Source organism: Thermodesulfobacteriota bacterium (assembly GCA_026415035.1).
Classification (GTDB): domain Bacteria; phylum Desulfobacterota; class BSN033; order BSN033; family UBA1163; genus RBG-16-49-23.
The window spans coordinates 1-23,110 of sequence record JAOAHX010000033.1 but is presented as its reverse complement, the minus strand read 5'-3'; the positions used below and the strand labels follow the sequence as shown (position 1 = coordinate 23,110).

At 56.4% G+C, this 23,110-nt stretch carries 21 protein-coding genes; 18 read left to right on the top strand and 3 right to left on the bottom strand.

Features of this window, described 5'->3' with window-relative positions; translation table 11 throughout:
• From N3G78_13925 to N3G78_13865, 13 genes are all read left to right on the top strand, one after another.
• Positions 1-951: a lysophospholipid acyltransferase family protein gene (locus N3G78_13925; GenBank protein MCX8119013.1), complete on the top strand. Its 951-nt coding sequence runs from the start codon at positions 1-3 to the stop codon at positions 949-951.
• On the top strand, positions 944-1,216 hold the full coding sequence (locus N3G78_13920; protein MCX8119012.1) for a phosphopantetheine-binding protein: 273 nt from the start codon (positions 944-946) through the stop codon (positions 1,214-1,216). Before N3G78_13925 ends, N3G78_13920 begins: the two co-directional genes overlap by 8 nt.
• Positions 1,216-2,127, top strand: coding sequence for an ACP S-malonyltransferase (locus N3G78_13915; protein ID MCX8119011.1), 912 nt, complete (start codon positions 1,216-1,218; stop codon positions 2,125-2,127). The genes N3G78_13920 and N3G78_13915 overlap by 1 nt, the downstream gene beginning before the upstream one ends.
• The gene (locus tag N3G78_13910; GenBank protein ID MCX8119010.1) at positions 2,124-2,546 is read left to right on the top strand and encodes an acyl-CoA thioesterase; all 423 of its coding nucleotides are present in this window, start codon (positions 2,124-2,126) and stop codon (positions 2,544-2,546) included. The genes N3G78_13915 and N3G78_13910 overlap by 4 nt, the downstream gene beginning before the upstream one ends.
• The gene (locus N3G78_13905) at positions 2,547-4,001 is read left to right on the top strand and encodes a B12-binding domain-containing radical SAM protein (protein ID MCX8119009.1); all 1,455 of its coding nucleotides are present in this window, start codon (positions 2,547-2,549) and stop codon (positions 3,999-4,001) included.
• Complete coding sequence (locus tag N3G78_13900) at positions 3,998-5,347, top strand: B12-binding domain-containing radical SAM protein (GenBank protein ID MCX8119008.1); 1,350 nt, start codon at positions 3,998-4,000, stop codon at positions 5,345-5,347. The genes N3G78_13905 and N3G78_13900 overlap by 4 nt, the downstream gene beginning before the upstream one ends.
• Before the next feature lie 46 nt (positions 5,348-5,393).
• Complete coding sequence (locus N3G78_13895; GenBank protein ID MCX8119007.1) at positions 5,394-6,791, top strand: radical SAM protein; 1,398 nt, start codon at positions 5,394-5,396, stop codon at positions 6,789-6,791.
• Between the two features lie 36 nt (positions 6,792-6,827).
• The gene (locus N3G78_13890) at positions 6,828-7,568 is read left to right on the top strand and encodes a beta-ketoacyl-ACP reductase (protein MCX8119006.1); all 741 of its coding nucleotides are present in this window, start codon (positions 6,828-6,830) and stop codon (positions 7,566-7,568) included.
• Positions 7,569-7,764: 196 nt separating this feature from the next.
• Positions 7,765-9,273: an argininosuccinate lyase gene (gene argH / locus N3G78_13885; protein ID MCX8119005.1), complete on the top strand. Its 1,509-nt coding sequence runs from the start codon at positions 7,765-7,767 to the stop codon at positions 9,271-9,273.
• A gap of 12 nt (positions 9,274-9,285) precedes the next feature.
• Entirely contained in the window at positions 9,286-9,783 is a 498-nt protein-coding gene (locus N3G78_13880; GenBank protein ID MCX8119004.1) for a helix-turn-helix domain-containing protein, read from the top strand.
• 72 nt (positions 9,784-9,855) lie between these two features.
• A complete protein-coding gene (locus N3G78_13875) occupies positions 9,856-10,383 on the top strand; it encodes a DUF6125 family protein (GenBank protein MCX8119003.1) in 528 nt (175 codons plus the stop codon).
• A gap of 55 nt (positions 10,384-10,438) precedes the next feature.
• Positions 10,439-12,043 (top strand): AMP-binding protein, encoded by a 1,605-nt coding sequence (locus tag N3G78_13870; GenBank protein MCX8119002.1) that lies wholly within the window; start codon positions 10,439-10,441, stop codon positions 12,041-12,043.
• A gap of 80 nt (positions 12,044-12,123) precedes the next feature.
• Complete coding sequence (locus N3G78_13865; GenBank protein MCX8119001.1) at positions 12,124-12,417, top strand: SCP2 sterol-binding domain-containing protein; 294 nt, start codon at positions 12,124-12,126, stop codon at positions 12,415-12,417.
• A 195-nt stretch (positions 12,418-12,612) separates the two neighbouring features.
• Here the strand turns inward: N3G78_13865 and N3G78_13860 are convergent, their stop codons facing one another.
• Entirely contained in the window at positions 12,613-13,131 is a 519-nt protein-coding gene (locus N3G78_13860; GenBank protein MCX8119000.1) for a 4Fe-4S binding protein, read from the bottom strand.
• Complete coding sequence (locus N3G78_13855; protein ID MCX8118999.1) at positions 13,118-15,289, bottom strand: molybdopterin-dependent oxidoreductase; 2,172 nt, start codon at positions 15,287-15,289, stop codon at positions 13,118-13,120. Before N3G78_13855 ends, N3G78_13860 begins: the two co-directional genes overlap by 14 nt.
• A 100-nt stretch (positions 15,290-15,389) precedes the next feature.
• Between N3G78_13855 and N3G78_13850 the strand changes: the two genes are divergently transcribed.
• The 4 genes from N3G78_13850 (at position 15,390) to N3G78_13835 (ending at position 20,080) form a co-directional block, all read left to right on the top strand.
• The gene (locus N3G78_13850; GenBank protein ID MCX8118998.1) at positions 15,390-16,268 is read left to right on the top strand and encodes a hypothetical protein; all 879 of its coding nucleotides are present in this window, start codon (positions 15,390-15,392) and stop codon (positions 16,266-16,268) included.
• 69 nt (positions 16,269-16,337) lie between these two features.
• Complete coding sequence (locus N3G78_13845; protein MCX8118997.1) at positions 16,338-17,498, top strand: aldo/keto reductase; 1,161 nt, start codon at positions 16,338-16,340, stop codon at positions 17,496-17,498.
• A gap of 36 nt (positions 17,499-17,534) precedes the next feature.
• A complete protein-coding gene (locus N3G78_13840) occupies positions 17,535-18,458 on the top strand; it encodes a DUF362 domain-containing protein (GenBank protein MCX8118996.1) in 924 nt (307 codons plus the stop codon).
• Positions 18,455-20,080, top strand: a complete 1,626-nt coding sequence (locus tag N3G78_13835) for a 4Fe-4S dicluster domain-containing protein (protein ID MCX8118995.1) — start codon at positions 18,455-18,457, stop codon at positions 20,078-20,080. Before N3G78_13840 ends, N3G78_13835 begins: the two co-directional genes overlap by 4 nt.
• 19 nt (positions 20,081-20,099) lie before the next feature.
• Here the strand turns inward: N3G78_13835 and N3G78_13830 are convergent, their stop codons facing one another.
• Positions 20,100-20,870, bottom strand: a complete 771-nt coding sequence (locus N3G78_13830; GenBank protein ID MCX8118994.1) for a HAMP domain-containing histidine kinase — start codon at positions 20,868-20,870, stop codon at positions 20,100-20,102.
• A gap of 398 nt (positions 20,871-21,268) precedes the next feature.
• On the opposite strand from N3G78_13830, the gene N3G78_13825 reads away from it, so the two are divergent.
• The gene (locus N3G78_13825) at positions 21,269-22,756 is read left to right on the top strand and encodes an IS256 family transposase (GenBank protein MCX8118993.1); all 1,488 of its coding nucleotides are present in this window, start codon (positions 21,269-21,271) and stop codon (positions 22,754-22,756) included.
• Positions 22,757-23,110: the final 354 nt, after the last annotated feature.

Here is a 23,110-nt window from a genome sequence, read left to right as displayed (position 1 = left end):
ATGGCCATTCGGGGTTCGCAAGCGCTTAACCGCTTCCTCTGTCTCTTTCTCTTCCAGTTCTTCTCGACCCTCATCCCGAGGCCGATCCAGAAGTACATCACCGTCGTGATCGGAGACCTCTTCTATCTCCTCATGCCCGAGACGAGAAGGGCCATCCGGAAGAATTTGGAGGTCGTGGGTCGGGGCCGATGGTCCAAGAAGAAGGTGGAGGCCTTGACCCGGAAGACCTTCCAGAATTACGGCCAATACCTGCTCGACTATATGGTGATGCATCGCCTCCGCCCTGCCAATAAAGATCGTTGGATCGAAGCGGAAGAGGGGGATCGCTACATGATCGATGCCCTCCAACGGGGAAGAGGGGCCATCTGCATCACGCCCCATCTCGGAAACTGGGAGATGGGAGGCCTTCTCTTCTCCTTCAAGGGCGGAAAGCTCAACGTCCTCACCTTGGACGAGCCTGACCATGGAACCAAGTCCTACAGGGAGGAGATGAGGCGAAGGGCGGGGATCAAAAACATCTACATCGATCCGAAGGTGGAATCCCCCGTGGCGATCCTCGATGCGGTCAAGGCCCTCAAACGGAACGAGATCGTGGCGATGTTGGGAGACCGTGTGGAAACACCGAAGACGATGACCTTCGACTTCTTCGGCAGGAAGACCCCTTTCCCGATCGGGGTCGCCCTCCTCTCCTTGGCAACCGGTGCGCCCGTCCTGCCCGTCTTCGTCGTGCTGGAAAAGAATCGAAAATATCGGGGAGTGATCGAATCGCCCATCACTTTCGAACCCGGCTCACGGGGAGATCGGGAGGAGGGGATTCGAAGAGGGATGGAGACCCTCATCAAAAAATTCGAAGCCTATATCGAAAAATACCCGGATCAGTGGTATAATTTTTTTTCTTATTGGCCAGAAAGACCATCTTCATCCCCGACGGGAGAAAAAATCGATGGTTGAAGTAGGGAACGAACTGATCGAAAGATTGAAGGACCTCATCATCACGAGATTAAAACTTTCGGATCTGACGCCCGAGATGATCGACCCGGATGCCCCCCTGTTCGGGGAGGGGCTCGGCCTCGATTCGATCGATGCCCTCGAACTCGTCCTGGGCCTGGAGAAGGAATTCGGGGTGGTCATCCCGGATGCCGAGGTGGGGCGAAAGGTGTTCCAATCCGTACGGACCCTGGCCCAATACGTCGTGGAGCAAAAAGGAATGGCTTGATGGGAAAGACGGCCTTCTGTTTCCCCGGCCAACTTCAGGAAAGGCCCTGGTTCGGGGAAGGGCATCCCCTCCGAAGAGATCCCTCTTTCGAAAGGTTGCTGAAGAGGGCCTCCGGGTTTACCTCCTTCGACCTCCTCGACTTCTCCTTCAAGGGCGAGGAGGCGGGGATAAACCTCAAATTACAGGTGGCCACCTACCTGCTCTCGATGATCCATTACGAGCGCCTCCGCTCCCAGGGCTGGGTGCCGGATCTCCTCGCCGAGCACAGCATGGGCATCTACGCCGCCCTGGCCGCCTCGCAGGCCATCTCCTTCGAGGAGGGATTATGGATCACCGAATCGATCGGAAGGATCCTCGAAAGGGAGGCCCTCTCTCAAAGGGGGGCAATGGCGAGCATCGTTGGGCTCACCCTCGAAGAGGTAGAACAGCTCCACCGGGATCTCAACGGATGGGATCTCTGGATCGCCAATTATAACGGATCGAAACACTTCGTCCTCTCCGGAAAGGAGGAAGGGGTTGAGAAGGCCATTGGCCTCGCCCTATCGAGGAACGCCCTTTCGGCCAGCCGATTGACCTTCACCATCGGACTCCATGCCCCACCGCTCTCCTCCTTAAGGGAGGAGATTCATCGTTTGCTCAGGGAGGTCGAGATTCAGGCCCCGAAGATCCCTGTCTTGAACCATTTCACCGTGGAACCCCTGAAGAGAGGAGAGATCAAGGACTTTCTCGCCGAGGAGATCGCAAGGCCCGTCCATTGGGAGAGGTGTGTCAGGAGGATGATCGAAGAGGGCGTGACCCGGTTTGTCGAGGTGGGACAGGAGGCCACCCTGACCAAATTGATCCGGTGGATCGACCGAGGGGTGGAGGCGGTCTCGGCCGGAGATTGGGCGAAAGAGGGCGCAAGGAAATGAGGTATCACGAGACCCCTCTTCAGGTCCGGTTTTACGAAGTCGATGTCTACGGCGTTGTGTGGCATGGGCATTATGTGGGCTGGTTCGAGGTGGGGCGAAACGACCTGACCGGAAGGTTCGAGTTGGGCCCCCTCCAGCTCAAGGAGAGAAACCTCCTGGCGCCGGTGGTGGAGCTCGTTTGCAAGTTCAAATTCCCCGCCTCGTTCGGAGAATCGATCCTCATCCAGACCACCATGGAGAGGACGGAGGTGGCCAAATTGATCTTCCATTATCAGATCGTCTCACCTGTTCAAGGCAAGGTCCTGGCCACGGGCTCCACCACGCACGTCCTGACCGACCTTCGGGGAACCCTCCTCTACCGGGTCCCGCCGGACATCCTCCAGAAGATCGAGGTGATGAGGAAGTATCTGGAGGTCTGAGTGAAGGTCCTTCTCGTCGACCCTCCCCATCGACTCTTTCCGGGACTTCGGATGTGGACCCCCTCTTTCGGCCTCCTCCAGCTTGCGGCTTATCTCGAAAGAGAGGGCTTCGAGGTCCAGATCATCGATGCCACCACCCTGAAAAGGCCCTGGAAGGATCTGGCCTCACTCGTCTCGACCTCCAAGGCCGAGGTGATCGGCATCACCTGCTCCGCCACCTGCCTATCTCCGGAGGCGATCCAGGCCATCCATCTCTGCCGAAGGATGTCGCCCGCCTCGAAGATCGTGGCCGGAGGAAGTCACTTCACCCTCCTGGCGGAGCCTATCCTCAAGGAGATCCACGATCTCGACTACATCGTCCTCGGCGAGGGAGAGATCGCCTTTTCGGAGCTCCTGAAACAGCTCTCGTCCGGAGGGGACGGCAGGGGCCTCAAGGGGGTTGCCTACCGTGAAAACGGAGGGGTCGTCTTAAACCGCAGTCCGTCCCTCATCCCCAACCTCGACAGCCTTCCTCTCCCCGCCTACCACCTCATCGACCTGGAGCAGGAGGCCTACTACTGGCACGGTATGGGCAGAAGGGCCTTCGGCCTCTCCACCAGTCGGGGATGTGGGGATCGCTGCGCCTACTGTTCGGAGACGAGGTTCTGGGAAGGGGTCTGGAGGGGTCGAAGTGGAAAGAAGGTCGTCGAAGAGATCTCCTATCTCTATCATCGGCACGGAAAGAGCCTCTTCGTCTTCAACGAAAATACGTTCAACTGGAGCCGTCGGCGGGTGGAGGAGTTTCTCGAGGAGCTGGGAAGGTCGGGCCTCCGGATCCATTTCTGGTTTCAGTCCCGGGTCAGGGACATCCTCCGGGACGAAGACCTCATCCCCGAGATGAAACGCCTGGGCCTCTACGAGGTGATGCTCGGGATCGAAAGCATCCATCCCGAGGTCCTCGATCGCTACGAGAAGCAGCAATCGAGGGAGATGGCCCAGAGGGCGATCGACATTTTAAGAAGGCACGACATCATGGTGATGGCCAATGTCATGTTCGGCGACTGGGACGATTCCGAGGAGACCCTAAAAGAGATCTTTCGCTTTGTGAAGAGACAGAGCGACTTTCTCGTCCTCACCATGACCACCCCCTTGCCCGGGACGAGATACTTTGAGGAGGCGGAGCGTTTGGGGAGGATCCGGGAGTGGGATTTCGGGAAATATGATTTCATGCATCCGGTCATGGATACGAAGTTTCTCACCGCAGAGGAGGTCCAGAGGCTTCATCAGGCCTATTTGAAGAAATACTATACCCAGCCCAGAATCCTCCTGGGCGCCTTCTTCAGCCGAAACCCCTTCAAGCGGATGGCCTACCGGCTCATCCTCCGCTACGTCTGGGAGAATGCCACAAAGCGGCCCTGGAGACAGCCCAACCTGGAGGACCTCGATCCAAACGATTTCAGCAGGAGAGGACCTTGAACTCGCTATCCTCAACCCCCATTTCACCCTCGAAAAAGGTCCTTCTCATCTTTCCCCGTGAGAAGGGCATCAAGTATTCGAACGATACCCTCTACCCCTTTCCGATGTTGGGGCTCACCCTCCTGGCCGCCCAGTTTCCCAAGGGATACGAGATAAAAATTATCAACGAGGCCATCGAGACGATCGACTTCGAAGCCGAGGTGGACCTGGTGGGGATCACCTCCCTCACTTGCACGGCCAAGAGGGCCTATGAGGTGGCCGACCGATTCCGAAAAAGAGGGGTGAAGGTCGTCTTAGGAGGCGTCCATCCAAGCCTGCTTCCCGAGGAGGCCAAGGCCCATGCCGATTCGGTCTTCATCGGAGAGGCCGAGGGGATGCTCGGAGACCTGATCAGGGATTTCGAGGCGGGAAAGCTCAAACCCTTCTACAGGAACCGGAAATGGTCTGAACTCCAGGGGATGCCCATGGCGAGGAGGGACCTCCTGAGCCCTCGCTACAGCCCCTTATTCAAAGCCATCGAAACCACTCGGGGATGTCCGCACCGGTGCGAATTCTGTTCGGTGCCCGTCATCAACGGCAAGCGGTATCGGACGCGCCCCCTCGAAGAGGTCGACCGGGAGCTCTCCCTCATTGTTAAAAAACGTGGGGAGTATCTCTTCCTGACGGACGACAACGTCATCGCCCACGAGGATTATGCCCTCGGCCTTTTTGAGTTGTTCCGTCACCACGGCGTGAAGTGGATGGGTTTTTCCACGATCAAGATCGCCAGGAATGAGAAACTCCTCAAGAAGGCACAGGAGAGCGGCTGCATCTCCCTCTTCATCGGATTTGAATCTCTCCTTCAAACCAACCTTGACAACGTCTCAAAGCGATTTGTCGATGCGATGGAATTGATCCATGCCATCCGGATCATCCAGGCCCACGGGATCGGGATCCACGGCTCCTTCATCTTCGGGTTCGACGGGGATGACCCGAGCGTCTTTAAAAAGACGGTCGATTTCGTCCAGAAGACCTGCATCGAGATCCCGTCCTTCTCGGTCCTGACCCCCTTCCCCGGAACCGAACTCCGGAAGCGTCTCGAAAAGGAGGGCAGGATCTTCGACAACGACTGGTCCCATTACGATATGAGCCACGTCGTCTTCCAACCCCGGGGGATGACCGCGCGGGAGCTCCAGGAGGGGTACCTCTGGGCCCAAAAATATACCTGCGCCCCCCGGTCCATTTTGAAACGCCTCCTCTGGGGACCCAAGAATCATTTCTTCCATTTTCTGATGGCCAACTTCGCCCTTCGAGGGGCCCAGATGGAGGTGATCCACAGGATCCGAAAGGAGATGGACGGGAGGTAATTCGAATGGATTCGAAAATGGGTCATCGGGGAGGAAACGCTGAAGGATGAAGGTCCTCCTCGTTTCGGTCAATCGAGAACGGATGCCGGCCCCGGTCTTCCCCCTGGGGCTGGCCTATATCGCTGGCTCCTTGAGGGCCGGGGGCCACTCCGTTGAGGCCCTCGACCTCTGCTTCTCTCAAAATCTCTCAGCCGACCTCCGAGATCTCCTTAATCGTTTCGGTCCGGAGTTGATCGGCCTCTCCCTCAGGAATCTGGATAACCTGACCTACCCCTCCTCGATCTCCTACCTCCCGGAGGTCGAGGAGGTGATCTCGATCTGCCGCCGCTTCTCCACGGCAAAGATCGCCATCGGTGGCTCTGGTTTCTCTTTGGCCCCCCGGGACCTTTTCCAACATCTCAAGGTCGATTACGGAATCGTGGGAGAGGGAGAAGAAGCCTTCCTCGAGCTGGTGGAGGCGATCGAGAAGGGCCATCCGGTCCAGCCCGCACCCCATCTCCTCGTCCAAGGGGAGTCGGCTCCCTTCATCAGGGGAGCGAAGGCGAGCCGAATCTCTTCGCCGGATCGAACCCTCTTCGACCCTCTGCGCTATCTGAAGGATGGCGGGATGCTCAACCTCCAGACGAAACGAGGGTGTCCCTTCTCCTGCATCTACTGCACCTATCCCCTACTTGAGGGAAAACAGGTCAGGCTCCGGGAGGTGGAAGAAGTGGTCGAGGAGATGGAAGGGCTCCTTCGGGATTATGGAACCGATTATCTATACTTTGTCGACGATATCTTCAATTATCCTCCCGGCTATGCGGAGCAGTTATGCCGGAGGATGGCCCAAAGAGGGATCAGGGTGAGGTGGACGGCCTTTGTCAATCCCGGGTCGTTGACGGAGGACTTATTGAGGCGGATGGTGGAGGCGGGGTGTGATGGGGTGGAGTTCGGAACGGACTCCGGCTCGGAGAAGATGTTGAGGAATTACCGGAAGTCTTTCACCCGGAAGGAGGTGATTGAGGCCTCCCAGCTCTGCGCCAAGCTCCGGGTCAACCATTGCCATTACCTCCTCTTCGGCGGTCCGGGAGAGGATGAGGGGACGATCGAGGAGACCTTCGAGTTGATGGACGAACTTGACCCCACCGCGGTCATCGCCATGCTCGGGATCCGGATCTATCCGAACACGGAGCTGGAGAGGCTGGCACGAGCCGAAGGGATGATCGGGGACGGTTCGAAGCTCATCTTTCCCCACTTCTATATCTCTCCTTCGCTCCATGGGAGACTCGAAGAGATCATCCAAGGGGAGGCACTGAAGAGGAGACAGTGGATCGTCCCCGGCCTCGAGATCAACATCACCCAGCCCCTGATGGAACAGATTCGGAGGTTTCAGGTTCGAGGTCCTCTCTGGGAGCTTGTAGGAAGGATGAAGAAGCCCAGACTCAAACCCTTAAAAAATCTCTAAAGGGAGGGAGAGTCGATCCGACTCAGGAGGTCAGCCATGCTCCTCAAAGATAAAGTCGCCATCGTGACGGGGGGAACCAAAGGGATCGGCCGGGCCATCTCCCTTCTCTTCGCGGAGGAGGGGGCAAAGGTCGTGGCCAACTTCTCGAGGGATGGAGAGGCCGCGGAGCGGTTGAAACAGGAGTCCCAATCGAGATCCTCCCCTTTGAGACTGTTTCGGGCCGATGTCACCCGTTTCGACCAGGTCAAGGAGATGGTGGAAGAGGTCTTCGGGGAGTACGGCCGGATCGATATCCTGGTCAACAACGTGGGCCTGGTCCGCGACAATTTCCTCATGCTCATGAGCGACGAGGACTGGGATGGTTTAATGAAGACCAACCTTTACAGCCTCTTCTACTGCTGCAAGGCTGTCATCCGGAAGATGATCCCTGAACGGAAGGGAAAGATCATCAACATCGCCTCGGTCAGCGGAATCCTCGGCACGGCGGGCCAGACGAACTATGCCGCGACCAAAGGGGGGATGATCGCCTTCACCAAATCCCTCGCCAGGGAATTGGGCCCCTTCAACATTCAGGTCAATGCCGTCGCCCCGGGTTTGATCGAATCCGAGGTCATTTCGAAGATGCCGAAGGAGAAGGTCCAGGCCATCGTAAAATCCACAAGCCTCGGCAGGTTGGGAAGGCCCGAAGAAGTGGCCCACGCCGTGGCCTTTCTCGCCTCGGATCGTTCCAACTATATCACCGGTCAGACCCTCATCGTCGACGGCGGGATCATTTGAATCGAACCGCCTTCATAGGGCTCCTCCCTCTCATTCTCTAAAAATCCATTGACAACGAAGGGGTTTTCATTGAGAATGAAGGGGTCTAAGGACCTTGAAACCCTCTTATAAGCGGATCATAGACGATTTAACGGGATTAGGAAAGGGTGGCCTAACGAAAAGCCAAGACGATGGAAGGGGTAGGGGAGATTTGTGAATGAAGATCGAGAGGCTATGGGGAGGCCGTTTTGAGGAACTGCCCTCGAAGGAAAGGGTCGATTTCCTTTCGGGAAGAGATGTAAAGGGGATCCCTCCCTGCGATGAACGCTTGATCCCTTACGACCTCTGGGGAAGTCGGGTCCACCTGCTGATGCTCTATCGGCAGAAGATCCTCTCCAAGGGGGATGCGAAAAAACTATTAAAGGGGTTAAGGGAGTTGCAAGCCCTTTATGAAAAAGGGAGATTCAAGCTTGATCCCGTGAAGGAGGATGTCCATTCCAATGTCGAAAGCTTTCTCATCGATCGCCTGGGGATGGATTTCGGAGGAAAGATCCACACCGGCCGGAGCCGGAACGATCAGATCGCTCTCGACATGCGCCTCTACCTTCGGGATCGAATCTTAGATTATATGGAAGGATTGGTGGGGTTGATCGAAGCCCTCCTCGAACGGGCCGAGGAGCACGGGGCAACGGTTATGCCCGGCTATACCCACCACCAACCGGCCATGGTGACCACCTTCGGCCATCTCCTGCTCTCTTTTGCAGAAGCCCATCGCCGAGACATCGATCGATTCGCCCATTGGTGGCCCCTCTTCAATCAAAACCCATTAGGAGCGGCCGCAGGCTATGGGTCTTCTCTTCCCCTCGATCGAGATCTGACCTCCTCCCTGCTCGGGTTCGATGCCCCGACAGAAAACACCCTGGATCCCATCACCCAGAGATGGGAGCCAGAGGCTGAGCTGGCTTATGCGGTCTGTATGGTGATGAACCACCTCGCCACCCTGGCCCAGACCTTGATCCTACTGGCCACAAGTGAATTCCAGATGATCCGCCTGAGCGATCGGCACAGCACCGGGAGCTCCATCATGCCCCAGAAACGAAACCCTGACTCCCTCGAGGTGATCAAAGCCAAATCGGCTTATGCCCAGGGCGTCCTGATGAGCCTTCTCTCTGTGGGCAAAGGCCTCTTTATGGGCTACAATCGGGAGACGCAGTGGACCAAATACTGGATCATGGACTTGGTGGATGAAACCCTTCCCGCCCTTCCTGCGATAGCGGAGGTGATCCGGCAGCTTCAGGTCAACAAGGAGGCGATGAAAGGGAAGGCGAAGGCGGCCTTCATAGGGACCACCTTCTTGATGGAACATCTGATCACCTCATACAAACTTCCCATGCGGCAGGCCAAGAGGGTGATCGAGAAGGCGGTCAGGTATGCGGAGGAGGAAGGAAAGGAGGTTGTCACCGACCAGGCCCTCAAGCGGGCGATAGGGGAGATGAAGCTCAATCTGCCTTTTCGGCCGAAAGAGACCATGCGAATCCAAATGCCGGAGGAAGCCCTCTCTCGCTACGTCGCGATCGGAACACCCTCTTTAAGAAGGGTTAAAGAGAACCTCAGGTCGCTCCGGAAGAAGGTGAAACAGGCCAGGTCTTGGATCAGACAACGAAGGGGGAAGATGGAAAAGGCCATCGAGACGATGGAGAGACTGGAAAGAGAAATCGAGAGATGAAAGGAGAAAACCATGGGGAAGGTGGAGTCGGTCATTAAATCGGAGATCGTGAGGCTGGCCAGACGGGAGGTAAGACAGATAGCAAATCCCCTCAAGAAAGAGGTATGGGCGTTAAAAAATACCTTGGCCCAACTCCGCAAAGCCGTTTCTCAACTCGAGCGCTTCGCATCGCTCCAGAGGAGGCAGTGGGAAGAGAAGCCTCCCTTGAAAGCAGCACCGGAGGAGGTGGCCACTGCCCGTTTCCATCCCAAACTGATTCGAAGTCTGAGGAGGCGGTTGGGACTCTCCCAAAGAGATTTTGCACGGCTCGCCGGCGTGACCCCCTTGGCTGTTTATCAGTGGGAGACCGGGGTGTTCAAGCCCAGTAAACAGAAGAAGGAGGTCCTCGTGGCCCTCCGGAAATTGGGCCGGCGCGAGGCCAAGAAACTCCTCGAAGAGATGAAGACCCTGGAAAAGAAGAAAACCCCACCTCCCGAGAAAAAGGCCGAAACGAAATCGCCGAAAAAATAGAGGGCTGCTCCCCTCGGTGCCTTTGGATCGACCTCGATCGAGATGGGTAAGTCGCGGGCAAAAGGAAAGGAGATGGATCTGAGCATCTTTGAAAAGATGGACGTTCGAGAGCTCCGTAGCTACCTCCAGTTTCTCCTCTGGCACTATCGGGTCGTGGACGCTTTCTGGTTCATCTATGTGGCCGAACGTTTCGACCAGCCCACCGCCGAAAGGCTCAACGAGAAGGTCTGGGGCCGTGTCGCGGGGATGGCCGCGAAAGACCTCATCCAGAGGTTCGACATCCAGGAGAAGGGGCTCAAAGGTTTTGTCACCGCCCTCAGGTATTTCCCGTGGACCCTCCTGGTTGGCTACGACATCGCGGAGAGGGAAGATGAGGTCCTCATCTCCGTTCCGAACTGCCCCACCCAGGAGGCCCGTCTCAGGAGGGGATTGGGCGAATTCGTCTGCAAGGAGATGCACCGGGGCGAATTCGAGTCCTTCGCGAGGGAGATCGACGATCGGATCGAGGTGGAATGTCTCTTCGCCCCTCCCGATCCCCATCCGAAGGATCTCTTCTGCAAATGGCGATTCACCTTGAAGCCCCAGGCTCAGGGGACATGACCCGATCAGCCCCTTTAGGGCCCTCCGCGGAAATGGTCTTCCTTAGGAGGTGACCATGGGTCTCTTAAGAATGACCATCGGAGAGCTATTAAATGACGTGGCTTCAAGGTTTTTGGAAAACGAGGCCCTGGTCGATCTCCCACGAGGGGTCCGATTGACCTACCGGGAATTTTTAAATCATGTCAATCGGCTGGCAAAGGGGTTTCTTAAATTGGGCTTGAAAAAGGGGGACCACCTCGCCCTCTGGGCCCCTAACCGCTGGGAATGGGTCGTCACCCAATTTGGGGCGACACAGATCGGCGTGGTCTTGATGAGCATCGACATCAACGCACAACCTGATCAACTCGATTACCTTCTCCGTCAATCGGATGCGAAGGCCCTCGTCTTGGCCGAGGGGTTAAAGGGGAGGGAGTTTCTCGAGAAGATCGAGCATCTCTTGAACTCCAAGACCTTTCCCGAGCTCAAGCACCTCATCCTCCTCTCTGAGCGAAAAACGAAAAGCATGTGGTCCTGGGGGGAAGTCTTCGAGCTGGCCGAAGGGGTCCCGGATTCCGTTTTGAGCGAGTCCCGGCGAAAATGCCATCCCGAAGAGGTGATCACCCTCCTTTACACCTCTGGAACGACCGGAACTCCCAAGGGCGTCATGTCCCTCCATCTGGGATTGATCAATACCTCGGTTGCCAGCGCGGAGATCCAGCGTTTGACGGAAAGGGACAGGCTCTGTCTCTCGGTTCCCCTTTCGCACATGTTCGGGTGCATCTGCATCGTCCTGGCCGGGGTGAGCAAGGGGGCGACATTGATCATCCCTTCGGAGACCTTCGAGCCGGGGAAGATTCTGAGGGCGATCGAAACGGAGCGCTGTACGGCCATCTACGGCTCTCCCAGCGCCTTCCTCGCCCTGATGGAAGACCCCCAATACCGACCCGATCGCCTTCGATCGCTCCGGACCGGGATCATGGGAGGAGCCCAATGCCCTCTGGAGGTGATGAAGAGGGTTCTGGAGGAGATGGGCGTGAGGGAGATCGTCATCGGCTACGGCCTCACCGAAGCCTCCTCCTGGATCACGGAGACGAGGCCGGATGACCCTCTGGAGTTAAGGGTCGCCACCGTCGGAAGGCCTCTCCCAAATGTTGAGGTGAAGATCCTGGATCCCGGAACGGGCGAAGAGGTCCCCCGGGGATCCGTGGGAGAGCTCTGCGCCCGCGGGTTGAATATGAAGGGATACTATAAAATGCCCGCGGCCACCGAAAAGGCGATCGACAGGGAGGGCTGGCTCCACACAGGGGACCTGGCCACGATGGATGAAGAGGATTATATCCGAATTGCGGGCAGGCTGAAGGAGGTCATTCAGAAGGGAGGGGAGACGATCTATCCCGCGGAGGTCGAGGAGGTCCTCTTTGCGCTTCCGGGGGTATCAAATGTTCAGGTCTTCGGGGTCCCGGACAAGACCTTGGGGGAAGAGATCGCTATCTGGATCAAACTGGAGGAGGGAACGAGCTTGACCGAAGAAGATGTCCTCCGTTTCTGCAGGGAGAAGCTTCCGGCGACACAGATCCCCCGGTATATCAAATTTGTCAAAGAATTTCCGATGACTCCTGTGGGAAAGATTCAGAAATTTAAGATGAGGGAGATTGCCGCCAAAGAGTATGGCCTTGAATAGCCATGGTGACAGGATCTCCATCGGAAACGGTGAGCCAAAAGTGGAGGGCAGGGATGTCAACGAAGGATATTTTCGACGAGATGCAAAGGAGGATCGACGCGAACCCAGGGATGTTGGGGTCTTTGAGAGCAACCATCCAGTTTCAGATCACCGGTCCGGACCCGGGGGATTTTTTCGTGACCATCGGGGAGGGCACCGGCAAAGTGACCGAGGGAAAGGCGCCTTCACCGGATGTCACCCTCACCATGGCCTCCGATGACTTTCAGGACATGGTGGAGGGGAGGCTCGATGGGATGGTCGCCTTCATGGGAGGGAAGCTGAAGATCTCGGGTGACATGATGCTCGCCCTGCAACTCCAAAACCTCTTGAGGTGAAGAGGGTCCTTTTTATGATCGCCTTCCTTTTTCCTTTCAGGCCTCTCCTACCCTTTGGATTCTAAGGCTTCGAGGAATTCCGAAGGGAACCATATCTTCGTTCCCCCGCATTCCCTTTTAGGAAAATGTCGCCTTTCTACGGTCACGATGGCCCTCGCCTTTACGGCGATCGCCACCTCTAAAAAGGGCTCCTCATCAGGGTCTGGGAGGTGAAACGGCTCTCCTCTTTCTCTTCTCCAGAATCTCCTTTTCGATCTCTGCGGGGTCGCCGAAATAGATGCAGTGGGCCAGGCAGATGTTGTCCGCGCAGGCGGGATAGAGGCCCCGATCCACACGGTGGTGGCAGAGGTTGCACTTGGCTGCGGTCTTCGTCTCCTCGTTGTATTGGATGGCTCCGTAAGGACACTGATCGATGCATAAACGGCATCCGGTGCAACGCTTCTCGTCCAGGAGGACGATCCCGTCCTCCCTCTTCGAGATCGCCCCTTCAGGGCAGGCCTCCGCACAAGGGGGATCGTCGCAGTGTCTGCACACCCTCACCCGGTAGACGAACTCGAGCCTCCCGTCTACCAATTTGGGGCCATCCGGCCAGACGGAGAGATATTTGATCCCGTCCGGAACCTCGACCGGATTGAACTCCTGCTGACAGGCCACCTCGCAGGTCCTGCACCCCCAGCAGGCGAACTCTTCGATGACGAGACTATAACGATTCACCGCGGGCTCCTTCCTTTCTCTCGGGATAGATCCTGCAGAGGAGGGTCCTCACATTCGTTGCGCCCATGGCCGGGTCGGAGGTCTCCAGGCTGTTGTCCGTGAGGAGGTTGATGTTCGACTCCTCCCAGCCATGTCCCGGATCTCTTCTCTCAGGGAACCACCAGGCATGCTGAGCGGCCACCACTCGCGGGTCAAGGCCGAGATTGAACTGGGCCCGATGCCTCGCTTTCCCCCTGGGCGATTCGATGACCACCCACTCCCCTTCCCGGATGCCCTCCTTGGCCGCTGTCTCTGGATGGATCTCGAGGACGGGATCTCTGTGGAGATCCCGGAGCCTCCGGATCTGCCGGTTCTCCGTGTGGAAGAACCCCGGCATCCGGGCTCCGGTGATCAGGATGTAGGGATATTGTCGATAGAGCTCGGGGGCGCTCAGGGGGCTCTCCGGAGGTTCCCGGTATTGGGGGAGGGGATCGTAACCCATCTTTTCGAGGACGGTGGAGTAGAGCTCGAACTTTCGGGTCGGGGTCGAAAACCCTCTCTCCTTATACTTGTAGTATTTCACCTCACCCCGGATATAATCCATCTTCTTGAACTCCTGCCAGGTGAGGTTCAAGGGATGGAGGATGTAGTCGAGGGCCTGCTCGAAGGTCTCCCACCAGTATTCTCCTTGTCCGATCCGGTGGGCCAGGTCGTTGAGCATCTCGTGATCGGATCGGCATTCGCCCACCTGGATGACCTTGCGGCGAGGGAGGATATAACCATGCCGTTTCCAGTAGTCACCGATATAGTCCATCTCGAGCCATGTAGCAGAAGGAAGGACGATGTCCGCAAGCTCTGCCGTAGGGGTGAGGAAGAAGTCCGAGACGGCCATGAACTCGACCTTCTCGAGGGCACGGTAGACCTCCCTCGCATTGGCCCGGGTTGAAACGGGGTTTGTGCTGATGAGGAAGAGCATCTTGACCGGGTAGGGCCTCCCTTCGAGGATCGCATCCCAGACGCATTTCGGATGGAGGATGGCAAATCTCGAGGCGAGCCGGAAGCGGTCTCCGCCCAATCTCTTGGCGAACTGTTCCCTCGGAAGCATTCCGTGGGCACCGAACTGTCCGACGTTGACCACATCGGGAGGACGGCGAAGGACCTGCCCCCCTGGGACGTCGATGTTTCCGGTGATCCCCATCAAGGCCAAGAGCAGCCGATCGTTGTCCGCACAGTTGATCTGCTGCTCGATGGCGACCCCCCATTGGATCGCTGCGGGCTTGGTCGTGGCGAAGAGCCGGGCCGCCCGCCGGATCTTCTCCTTCGGAACCCAGGTGATCTCCTCCACCCTCTCCAGGGGATACTCCTTCACCCGCCGGACGAAGGGCTCCCAGCCATGGGTATACTTCTCGACGAACTCTCTGTCGTAGAGCCCCTCCTCGATGATGACGTAGAGCATGCCGAAGGCGAGGGCGCCATCGGTGCCGGGTCTGAGCTGGAGCCAGAGGTCGGCCCTTGCCGCCGGTCGGGTCAACCTCGGGTCGACCACGATGAGCCTGGCCCCGTGATCGAGGGCGACGGAGAAGGGTTCGCCCTTGTATTCGTCGGGATTGCTGATCGTCACGTTGTTGCCCCACATCAGGATGCACTTCGGAAAGTTCTCATAATCCACGATGGGGTTGGTTCCGCAGGTGATGATGCTGGTGCAGATTCTGGGACCGTAGCAGAAATGGCCTGCGGTCAAAACATTCGGCGTGCCGAGGAGATTGGCGATCCGATAGATCACGGCCTCGTTCTCCCTGCCCGTCCCGTAACCGAAGACGATCGATTCCGGGCCGAACTTCTCTTTGTACTCTAAAATCCTCTCGGCGATCGTATCGAGCGCCTCGTCCCATGAAATCCTCTCCCATTGACCACTGCCTTTGGGGCCGACCCGTTTGACGGGAAAGGTGAGCCTGTCAGGATGGTAGGCCAGTTGGGCCGAGGCCAGGCCCTTGGCGCAGAGGGTCCCGTGGCCGATGGGACAGTCGGGGTCGCCGGCGATCTTGGCCACCTTTCCACCCTTTAAATAGACGATGACCCCGCAACCGCCGTGGCACATCCGGCAGTGGCTCTTCACGTAGGAATCGTAACCATAGACTTCCATCTCTCGCTCGATGTTCGAATATCGAAAGGCTTTCATCTCCCTCTCCAGACCGGGGCAAGAAAAATTTGTGTCACGGGTCTCATGGTATATGTTATATAAAAACGTAGAGTGTCAATGGCCGGAAAGGAGGGAAGGGATGAAGGCAGCCTTGATCCTGCTGGGGATGGCGACCCTCTTGGGAGGGGCATGGGCGGAGGCGAAGGAGATCCTCTTTCCTGAAATGGCGGGATGGAAGAGGTCGGGTCAGGTCCAGATCTTCGAGCCCGCGAGGCTTTACGAATATATCGACGGGGCCGCGGACCTCTACCTGACGTATGAATTCGAAGAATTGAAGGTGGCGGAATACGAAAACGACCGGAAGGCCCGGGTCGTCATCGATCTCTATCGCCACAAGTCGCCCCTTTACGCCTTCGGGATCTACAGCCAGGAGCGACTTCCAAAGGCAGAATACCTTCAGATCGGACTGGAGGCCTATTACGAGAGAGGGTTCCTCAATTTTCTCCAGGGCCCTTACTATGTGAAGCTCAGCTCGATCAACACGGGAGGGGAGGATCGGGAGGTTCTGATCACCTTTGCGAAAAAGATGGCCAGCCTTTTAGGTCCCAAGGGGTCCTTTCCTCCCATCCTGTCCGTATTCCCCGGCGAGGGGAAAGAGAGATATTCGGAGAAGTTCTTTCCCAAGAACTTTCTCGGATACCCCTTCTTCCAAAAAGCCTTCTCCGCAGAATATCGATCTCAGGGCCAACCCTTCCGACTCTTCGTCATGGATTGCCAGGACGAAAGGGGATGCAACGAGATGACGAAAGCGTACCTTCAGGTGATCCCTCATCCCAAAAACGACCCGCCTCAGGGCCGTTTTACAGTGAAGGACCCTCACCATGGAGAGATCGAATTTCTCTGGAAAGGAAGGTACCTCTGGGGAGGATTGAACCTGAAGGAGCCTTCTCTTCGGTCGAAACACCTCCGGGCGCTTGAAGAGGGACTGAAAAAGGTTTCCCCCTCCTGTTGTAAATGAGATCCGAATCTCAACGGGAGAGAAAGGAGAGGCTCAATGTTAAAAAGGCAGATGGGTAGAAGAGAGTTCATGAGGTCCACGCTTGCCGGGTTTGGAGGCCTCCTCTTTCTTCCTCCTTTCGAATTGAAACAGGAGGTGAAGCTGGTCGAGTCGAAAGGGAAGGAGAGGAAGATTGTCTATCGGACCTTAGGAAAGACCGGGCTGAAGCTTCCGGTCATCAATATGGGAGTGATGAATTCCGACAATCCCCAGTTGATCCGGGCTGCCCTCGACTCCGGGATGGTGATGCTCGATACGGCCCACGGTTATATGGGAGGTCGAAACGAGGAGACTATCGGACAGGTCATCAAGGATCGGCCGAGGGATTCCTTTGTGATCGCCACCAAGGTATCCCTTCCCCAGGACCGGTCCACCGGTCTCTATACCGAGGGGGCGACGACGAAAGAATTCCTTCGAAAGCTCGATCTGAGCCTCAAGCGTTTGGGCGTGGACCATGTCGAGATCCTCTACCACCATAACGTTTCGAGGAGAGAGTCGGTCATCTATGAGCCCGTTCTGAACGGTCTTGAAAAGGCAAAAAAGGACGGAAAGATCCGCTTTGCAGGGATCTCGACCCATAGCAACGAACCCGAGGTGATGCAGGCCGCGGTTGAGTCTAAATGCTACGAGGTCATCCAGACCGCCTATAATTATCACCAGAGGCACTATAAAGAGGTACGACTGGCCATCGCCAAGGCGGCCGAGGCAGGCCTCGGCATCGTCACCATGAAGGCCATCCGTGGCGGTTTCAGGTTGCTTCCCTCGGCGAAGAATCCGGCTGCCTCGCTCAAGTGGGTCCTTCAGGACCCGAACGTCCATACGGTCATCCCGGGATTTACCACCTTCGAGGAGCTGGAGGTCGACCTGGCCGTGATGGAGGACCTGCGGCTCACCGAGGAGGAGAAAAGGGCGCTCCAGAAGGAGGCCGCGCTGCCGAGCCACTACTGCCAAGGTTGCAGGAGATGCTCGGGAACCTGTCCGGAGCACCTTCCCATCCCTGATCTGATGCGGGCCTATATGTACACCTACGATTACCGAAATGTCGAACGTGCGCGGGAGGTGGTCGCCTCGCTCGACCTTCCCGATAAGGTGTGCGAGGATTGCTCCGTCTGCCAGGTGAGATGCGCCTCGAATTTCAATGTTTCAAAGAAGATCCGAGAGGTCGTAAGGTTGCGTGACGCTTTCGTTTAAAATCGGTTTGGACGAGGGGGGAGGAAGGAGAAGGATATGGAGTTTCAGCATAAGAGGACATCCCGTCGCGGCTTTCTCAAAACAGCGGCGATCGGGTTGGTTTGGTGTCGATGGAGGCCTTCCGCTTTACAGGCAAAGGAAGAATTCGACCTGGCCGTCATCTCAGGGGAGCCTGTCGCCGCTACCCGAAAGGCCATCGAGGCGCTGGGAGGGATCTCGCGCTTCGTTAAGAAAGGGGCAAAGGTCGTGCTCAAGCCCAACATGTCCTTTGCACGAACGCCGGACTTCGGAGCCACGACCCATCCCCTGGTCGTAGCGACCGTGGCCGAGGCCTGTATCCAGGCAGGGGCAGACAAGGTGGTCGTCCTCGATCACACCCTACACCGCCCGGAGCTCTGCCTCGACCGAACCGGCATTCGCGAGGCCTGCAAGAATCTGCCAAGGACCCATGTCCTCGCCTTCCAGGAGAGGAAGTTCTTCAGGGAGGTCAGGGTCCCTCAGGGAAAGGCCCTCGAACGGGTGGAGGTCATCCAGGAGGTCCTCGAAAGCGACCTCCTCATCAACCTGCCGGTGGCCAAATCCCACTCCGCCACAGGCGTAAGCCTCGGGATCAAAGGGTTGATGGGCCTCATCTGGGATCGCGAAAGCTTCCATTCGAGGCTCAACATCAACCAGGCGCTGGCCGACCTCGCCTCGGTCCTAAGACCCCAGCTGACGATCCTCGATGCGTCGAGGGCCCTCCTTACGGGCGGCCCGGGTGGCCCGGGGGAGGTCAAAAGATTGAACCTCATCGTCGCCGGAACTGACCCTGTCGCCGTGGACTCCTATGGCGTCACCGTCGCTCCATGGTATGGCCAGCATTTCAAGGGAAGGCAGGTGGAGCACCTCCTTGCCGCCCATCAGAGAGGCCTTGGAAGGATCGATCCCGACCAGCTCAGGATCTATAAAGGGACGGCATGAGAACGATCCTTCAAGCCCTCTCTCTTCTTCTCTTTTCGCTCCTCATCTTTCTGGCCACCTATAAGCTCCCGGACTGGTTTCCGGCCGATCTCTATCTCCGCCTCTCCCCTCTTCTGGGCCTTAACGCCATCCTGGCCGCAAGAGAGATCATCGGCCGAAGCCTATGGGGCCTGATCACCATAGGGGCCACCCTCCTCTTCGGAAGGTTCTTCTGCGCCTATGTCTGCCCCACCGGCGCTTCCATCGACTTTCTTGACCGCCTTCTCTTTCGAAGCAAGAAGAGAGGAGGTCTTAAAACGGAAAGGACCCTCCGGAGGATCAAATACGTCCTCCTCATCTTCTTCGTCACGGCGGCCATTGCCGGCCTATCCCTCGTCTTCCTGATGGACCCCATTGCCCTCCTGACCCGCTTCTACACCTTCTTTCTCTACCCTCTTGCGGTCAACCTGATCAATCTCCTCCTCGATCTTTTGCGGCCCCTCTTCAAAACCCTCGGGTGGATCTCCCTCTCCCACCTCTACTACTTTCAGCCGGTTTTCTATATGTCCGGCCTCACCCTCCTCATCTTCGGAGGGATCGTCGGCCTCGGCCTTCTGGCCCCAAGGTTCTGGTGCCGCTACCTCTGCCCCCTCGGCGCCCTCCTAAGCCTGATCTCTCCCATCGGCCTCTTCAAGCGAAAGGTGTCCGAGGCCTGCAACGAATGCCTTAAATGCCAGAAGGCCTGCCCCATGGGAGCCATCCCGGGGGATCCCCAAAAGACGCTCCTTCCCGAGTGCATCCAATGCAAGACCTGCAAAGAGGTCTGTCCCCAGGATGCCGTCACCTTCCCTCTCTCCCTTTCCGTCGGAGGGGAATATTCGAAGATCGATCTAACCCGGAGGGGGTTCGTCTATTCCATCGCCGGTGGCCTGACCGCCGGGTTTCTGGTCCTGCAGACGCCCTTTTCCCGAAGGCAGGGAAAGCTCCAGATCATTAGGCCTCCAGGGTCGCTCCCCGAGCCCCAATTTCTCCGCACCTGTATCCGCTGCGGGGAGTGCATGAAATCCTGTCTGACCAACACACTTCAGCCCTGCTTCTGGGAATCAGGGCTCTCGGGCCTCTGGACGCCCAGGATGGACCTTCGGCTTGCCCCCTGCGATCAGAATTGCAACGTCTGCGGAAAGGTCTGCCCCACCCAGGCGATCCGCTCCCTCTCCCTCGAGGAGAAGAACCATGCCAAGGTTGGGACGGCCATCCTCCTCAAGGAGAAATGTCTGGTCTGGGCTCAAAACAAGATCTGCCTCATCTGTGATGAGATCTGCCCCTACAATGCGATCGTCTTCCGGCCGGTGGAGGGATATCGTCGGCCCTTTGTGATCGCCTCGAAATGCAACGGCTGCGGGTTCTGCGAACAGCGATGTCCGGTCTTCGGGGAGTCGGCCATCGTGGTCGTGCCCGACGGCGAGATCCGCCTCAAGGAGGGATCTTACGTTCAGGAGGCAAGGAAGCTGAAGTTGGAGTTCAAAGCCGATCCTGGAGACGACAGATTTATCCTCGAGGAATCGGGGTTCAAAATCGAGGAGGGTGAGAAGGGAGAGAAAAAGCCCCGACCTCAAAAACCTCGAGGGTTTCTGCTGGAGTAAGCGGGGGAGGAAGCCCGCCCTAATCTTTCCTTCCCTCTTCTCCCCCTCGTCCCAACGCAATACAGGGAATTCGGACAGTGAAACATGTGCCCTTATCTTTGAGGCTGACGAAGCGGATCTCTCCTCCCATGGCCTCCACCAGGACCTTGACGCCAATCAGCCCAAGACCGAGGCCGGGGATTTCGGGCTTTTCCCCCCCTCCTATCTTGGAGAAACGCTCGAAGATCGCCTCCTCTTTTCCGCATGGGATCCCCGGACCGTCATCTTCGACGGAGACGATCAGGTCGTCCTCTCCACTGATCGACACATTCATCCGGCTCCGCCTATATTTGAGGGCGTTGCTGATCAGGTTGATCAGAATCTGACGGACCTTGTCCGGGTCGTGGCAGAAGGGAGCCGTGCAATACTTTCCGGTCAAGGCGATTTGGATCCCGTGCTCCTGCAACATCCGGAAGAACTCTTGGTCCTCCTGGATCTCCGAGAAGGCCTCTTCAGGGAGCAAAGTCTCCAGGGCCTCGGCCAGCGAATCCTTCAGGGCCTCGTGAATGAAAAAGGGCCTGTGGTGAAAGAGCTTCTCTTCGGATAGCAGGAGTTGGACCATCTGTTGGACGAGGGCCTGGGACTTCCGGATGTTCCTCAAGACCACCCCTAAGGTCCTCTTCTGCTGATTCGTGAGGGGGCCGTAGCGTTCCGACTTGTGGAGCAAGTTGTGAGCGCAGGTGGATGCGATCGAAAGGGGACCCCGGAGGTCGTGGATGAGAAGGTCAAAAAGATGCTCTTTGAGATTCATAATAGGCCGTCTTCAATTCTGGATGAATTATAACATGATTCAGGCCCCGATGGCTTGCCACGAAGGTCGCGAATTCTCCCAAAAAGGGGGGATTTCATTTTTGGGTTTTCTTGGGCCTACCTTTGGGCCGAATCATCTCCCCCGTCTCATACCTCTGCTTGATCGTACCTAAAAATCCTATGCTCCCGTAAATCCCCGCCGATTCATCTCTCCCCTTACCGAATTGAGCTCCACAAAGCTTCCCCAGGTCAAAAGACACTGATCCTTGGAAACCAATGAACTTTTGGCATTGTTCAAAAGTTACGTGAAGTCATGGGTGAATGATTTTTTCTCTTGAAACAAGAAACGGATTCCGCCTGAATAAAGGGTGAGCAATGCCCTAAGAAAGGAGGAATCCGTTGAGCGAGATCACGATAGACCTACGCCTAGTCTTTAAGATACCAGATTCGGGCTTGACAATCAATGGGCTCATTCAAGGGGGTGGTGTACAATCTGTGTGTCAGGGGGGATATCGAGGTATGGATAAGGGGGAGAAAGTGGGTTGTAGGGCAAATGGTGAGGTTGGTTTTAAGACTTTAAAGGCGTTTGGCCCTGCAGTCACTGAAATGTTTCCGCCGATGATCCCTCACGACTTGTTTCAGGGAAAAGAAATGGGGTACCCTTTCAGTTATTTCAACCCAACAACCTCAAGGAGGTACCCCATGCTACCGGCAGCGATTACCAACATACACCAAGCGTTTGAAGAGATCAAGCATATGGCGATTGATACCTGGCAGGAGGAGTGTCGTCTGGCCGCCCGTCAGGCCATCAAGGAGGTGTTGGAGAGTCGGATGCGCAATGCCATCGATGTCTACCTGGACCAGATGAGAGCTTCAGGGCTTCCGGACCGTAAGAATGGTTCTTTCCCTTCCCATCTGTTAACCGAAGTCGGGGATCTTGAACTTCGGATTCCCCGAACTCGCACCTTTAGTGCCCATGGACTTCTCAAAGGCTTTGCCCGTCGGAGTTTCCCTGTGGAGCGGATGATTCTGTTGAGTTTTTTGCTGGGTCTGTCGACCAGGAAGGTGGGGCCGGCACTTTTGCCGATTCTGGGCGAACCGGTCAGTCCCTCCACGGTGAGCGAAATTGCAAAGCAACTGGATCAGGCGGTTGGGGCTTATCACCAACGGCCTCTGGTGGACTCCTATGAAGTCCTTGTCTTGGATGGGATTGTCATGAAACGTAAAACGGGCATCGGTGCCCAGAGACGAACGATGCTGGTCGCCCTGGGGATCAAAGCCGATGGAAAGAAGGAGATCATCGACTTTCGTCAGGTTTCAGGGGAATCGCAATCGGCCTGGGAAGGGTTTTTGAATCACCTTTATGAGAGGGGGCTTAAGGGGGAGGGCCTTAAGCTCATCGTCGTGGATGGAGGCAAAGGATTGCTGGCCGCCTTGCCTTTGGTCTATGGGGAGGTGCCGGTTCAGCGGTGTTGGACTCACAAAATCCGTAATGTTCTCAATTATGTGAAACGAGCGGATCAGCAGAAAGTCAAACGCTCTCTTCATCGCATCAGCCATGCTCGTAACCTTCGAGAAGCGCAAAAAGCAGCTCAACACTTTGTCGCCCGCTGGAAAGGGGTTTATCCTAAAGCGGTTCATTGCCTCCAAAAAGATCTACCGGAGTTGCTCAGTTTTCTACAGATCAAAACCACCTTGGCCTCCTCAGTCCTTCGTACGACCAATGCCATTGAACGGCGATTCGTGGAGGTACGCAGAAGAACCCGACCCATGGGGACTTTCAGTGACCGAACCAGTATGGAACGAATTCTGTTTTCTGTCTTTACCTATGAGAACCTTAAACAACGAACTGCTACCCCATTTCTTCTGCTGACACAAAAATCTTGACACTACCGGACCTGACCCTATTATTGTATCATTAAGATAATCAAAATGAAACTTTAAATCATCGAAGATATCTTTTAAACTTTCATTCATAGAATTTTGAAGTCCCCCTTTTTTTAATGAATGTCAAGCATCTCTCAGATACTTTAAAATACCCTTCTTTGAAAAAGAGGGGGTAGGGGAGATTCATTATAAAGAGAAATATTCCTCGATCCACTCGAAATGACTTTAATGCGTGCCTTTTTTGAGAGAGCTCTGAAAAAGTCCACCTTGATTTTATCTGATATCCCTTGATAGGTGATTTTTGATCAATACTTGTTCAGGTCTCGAAGCAAAATGGTTACAATATGCTTTATC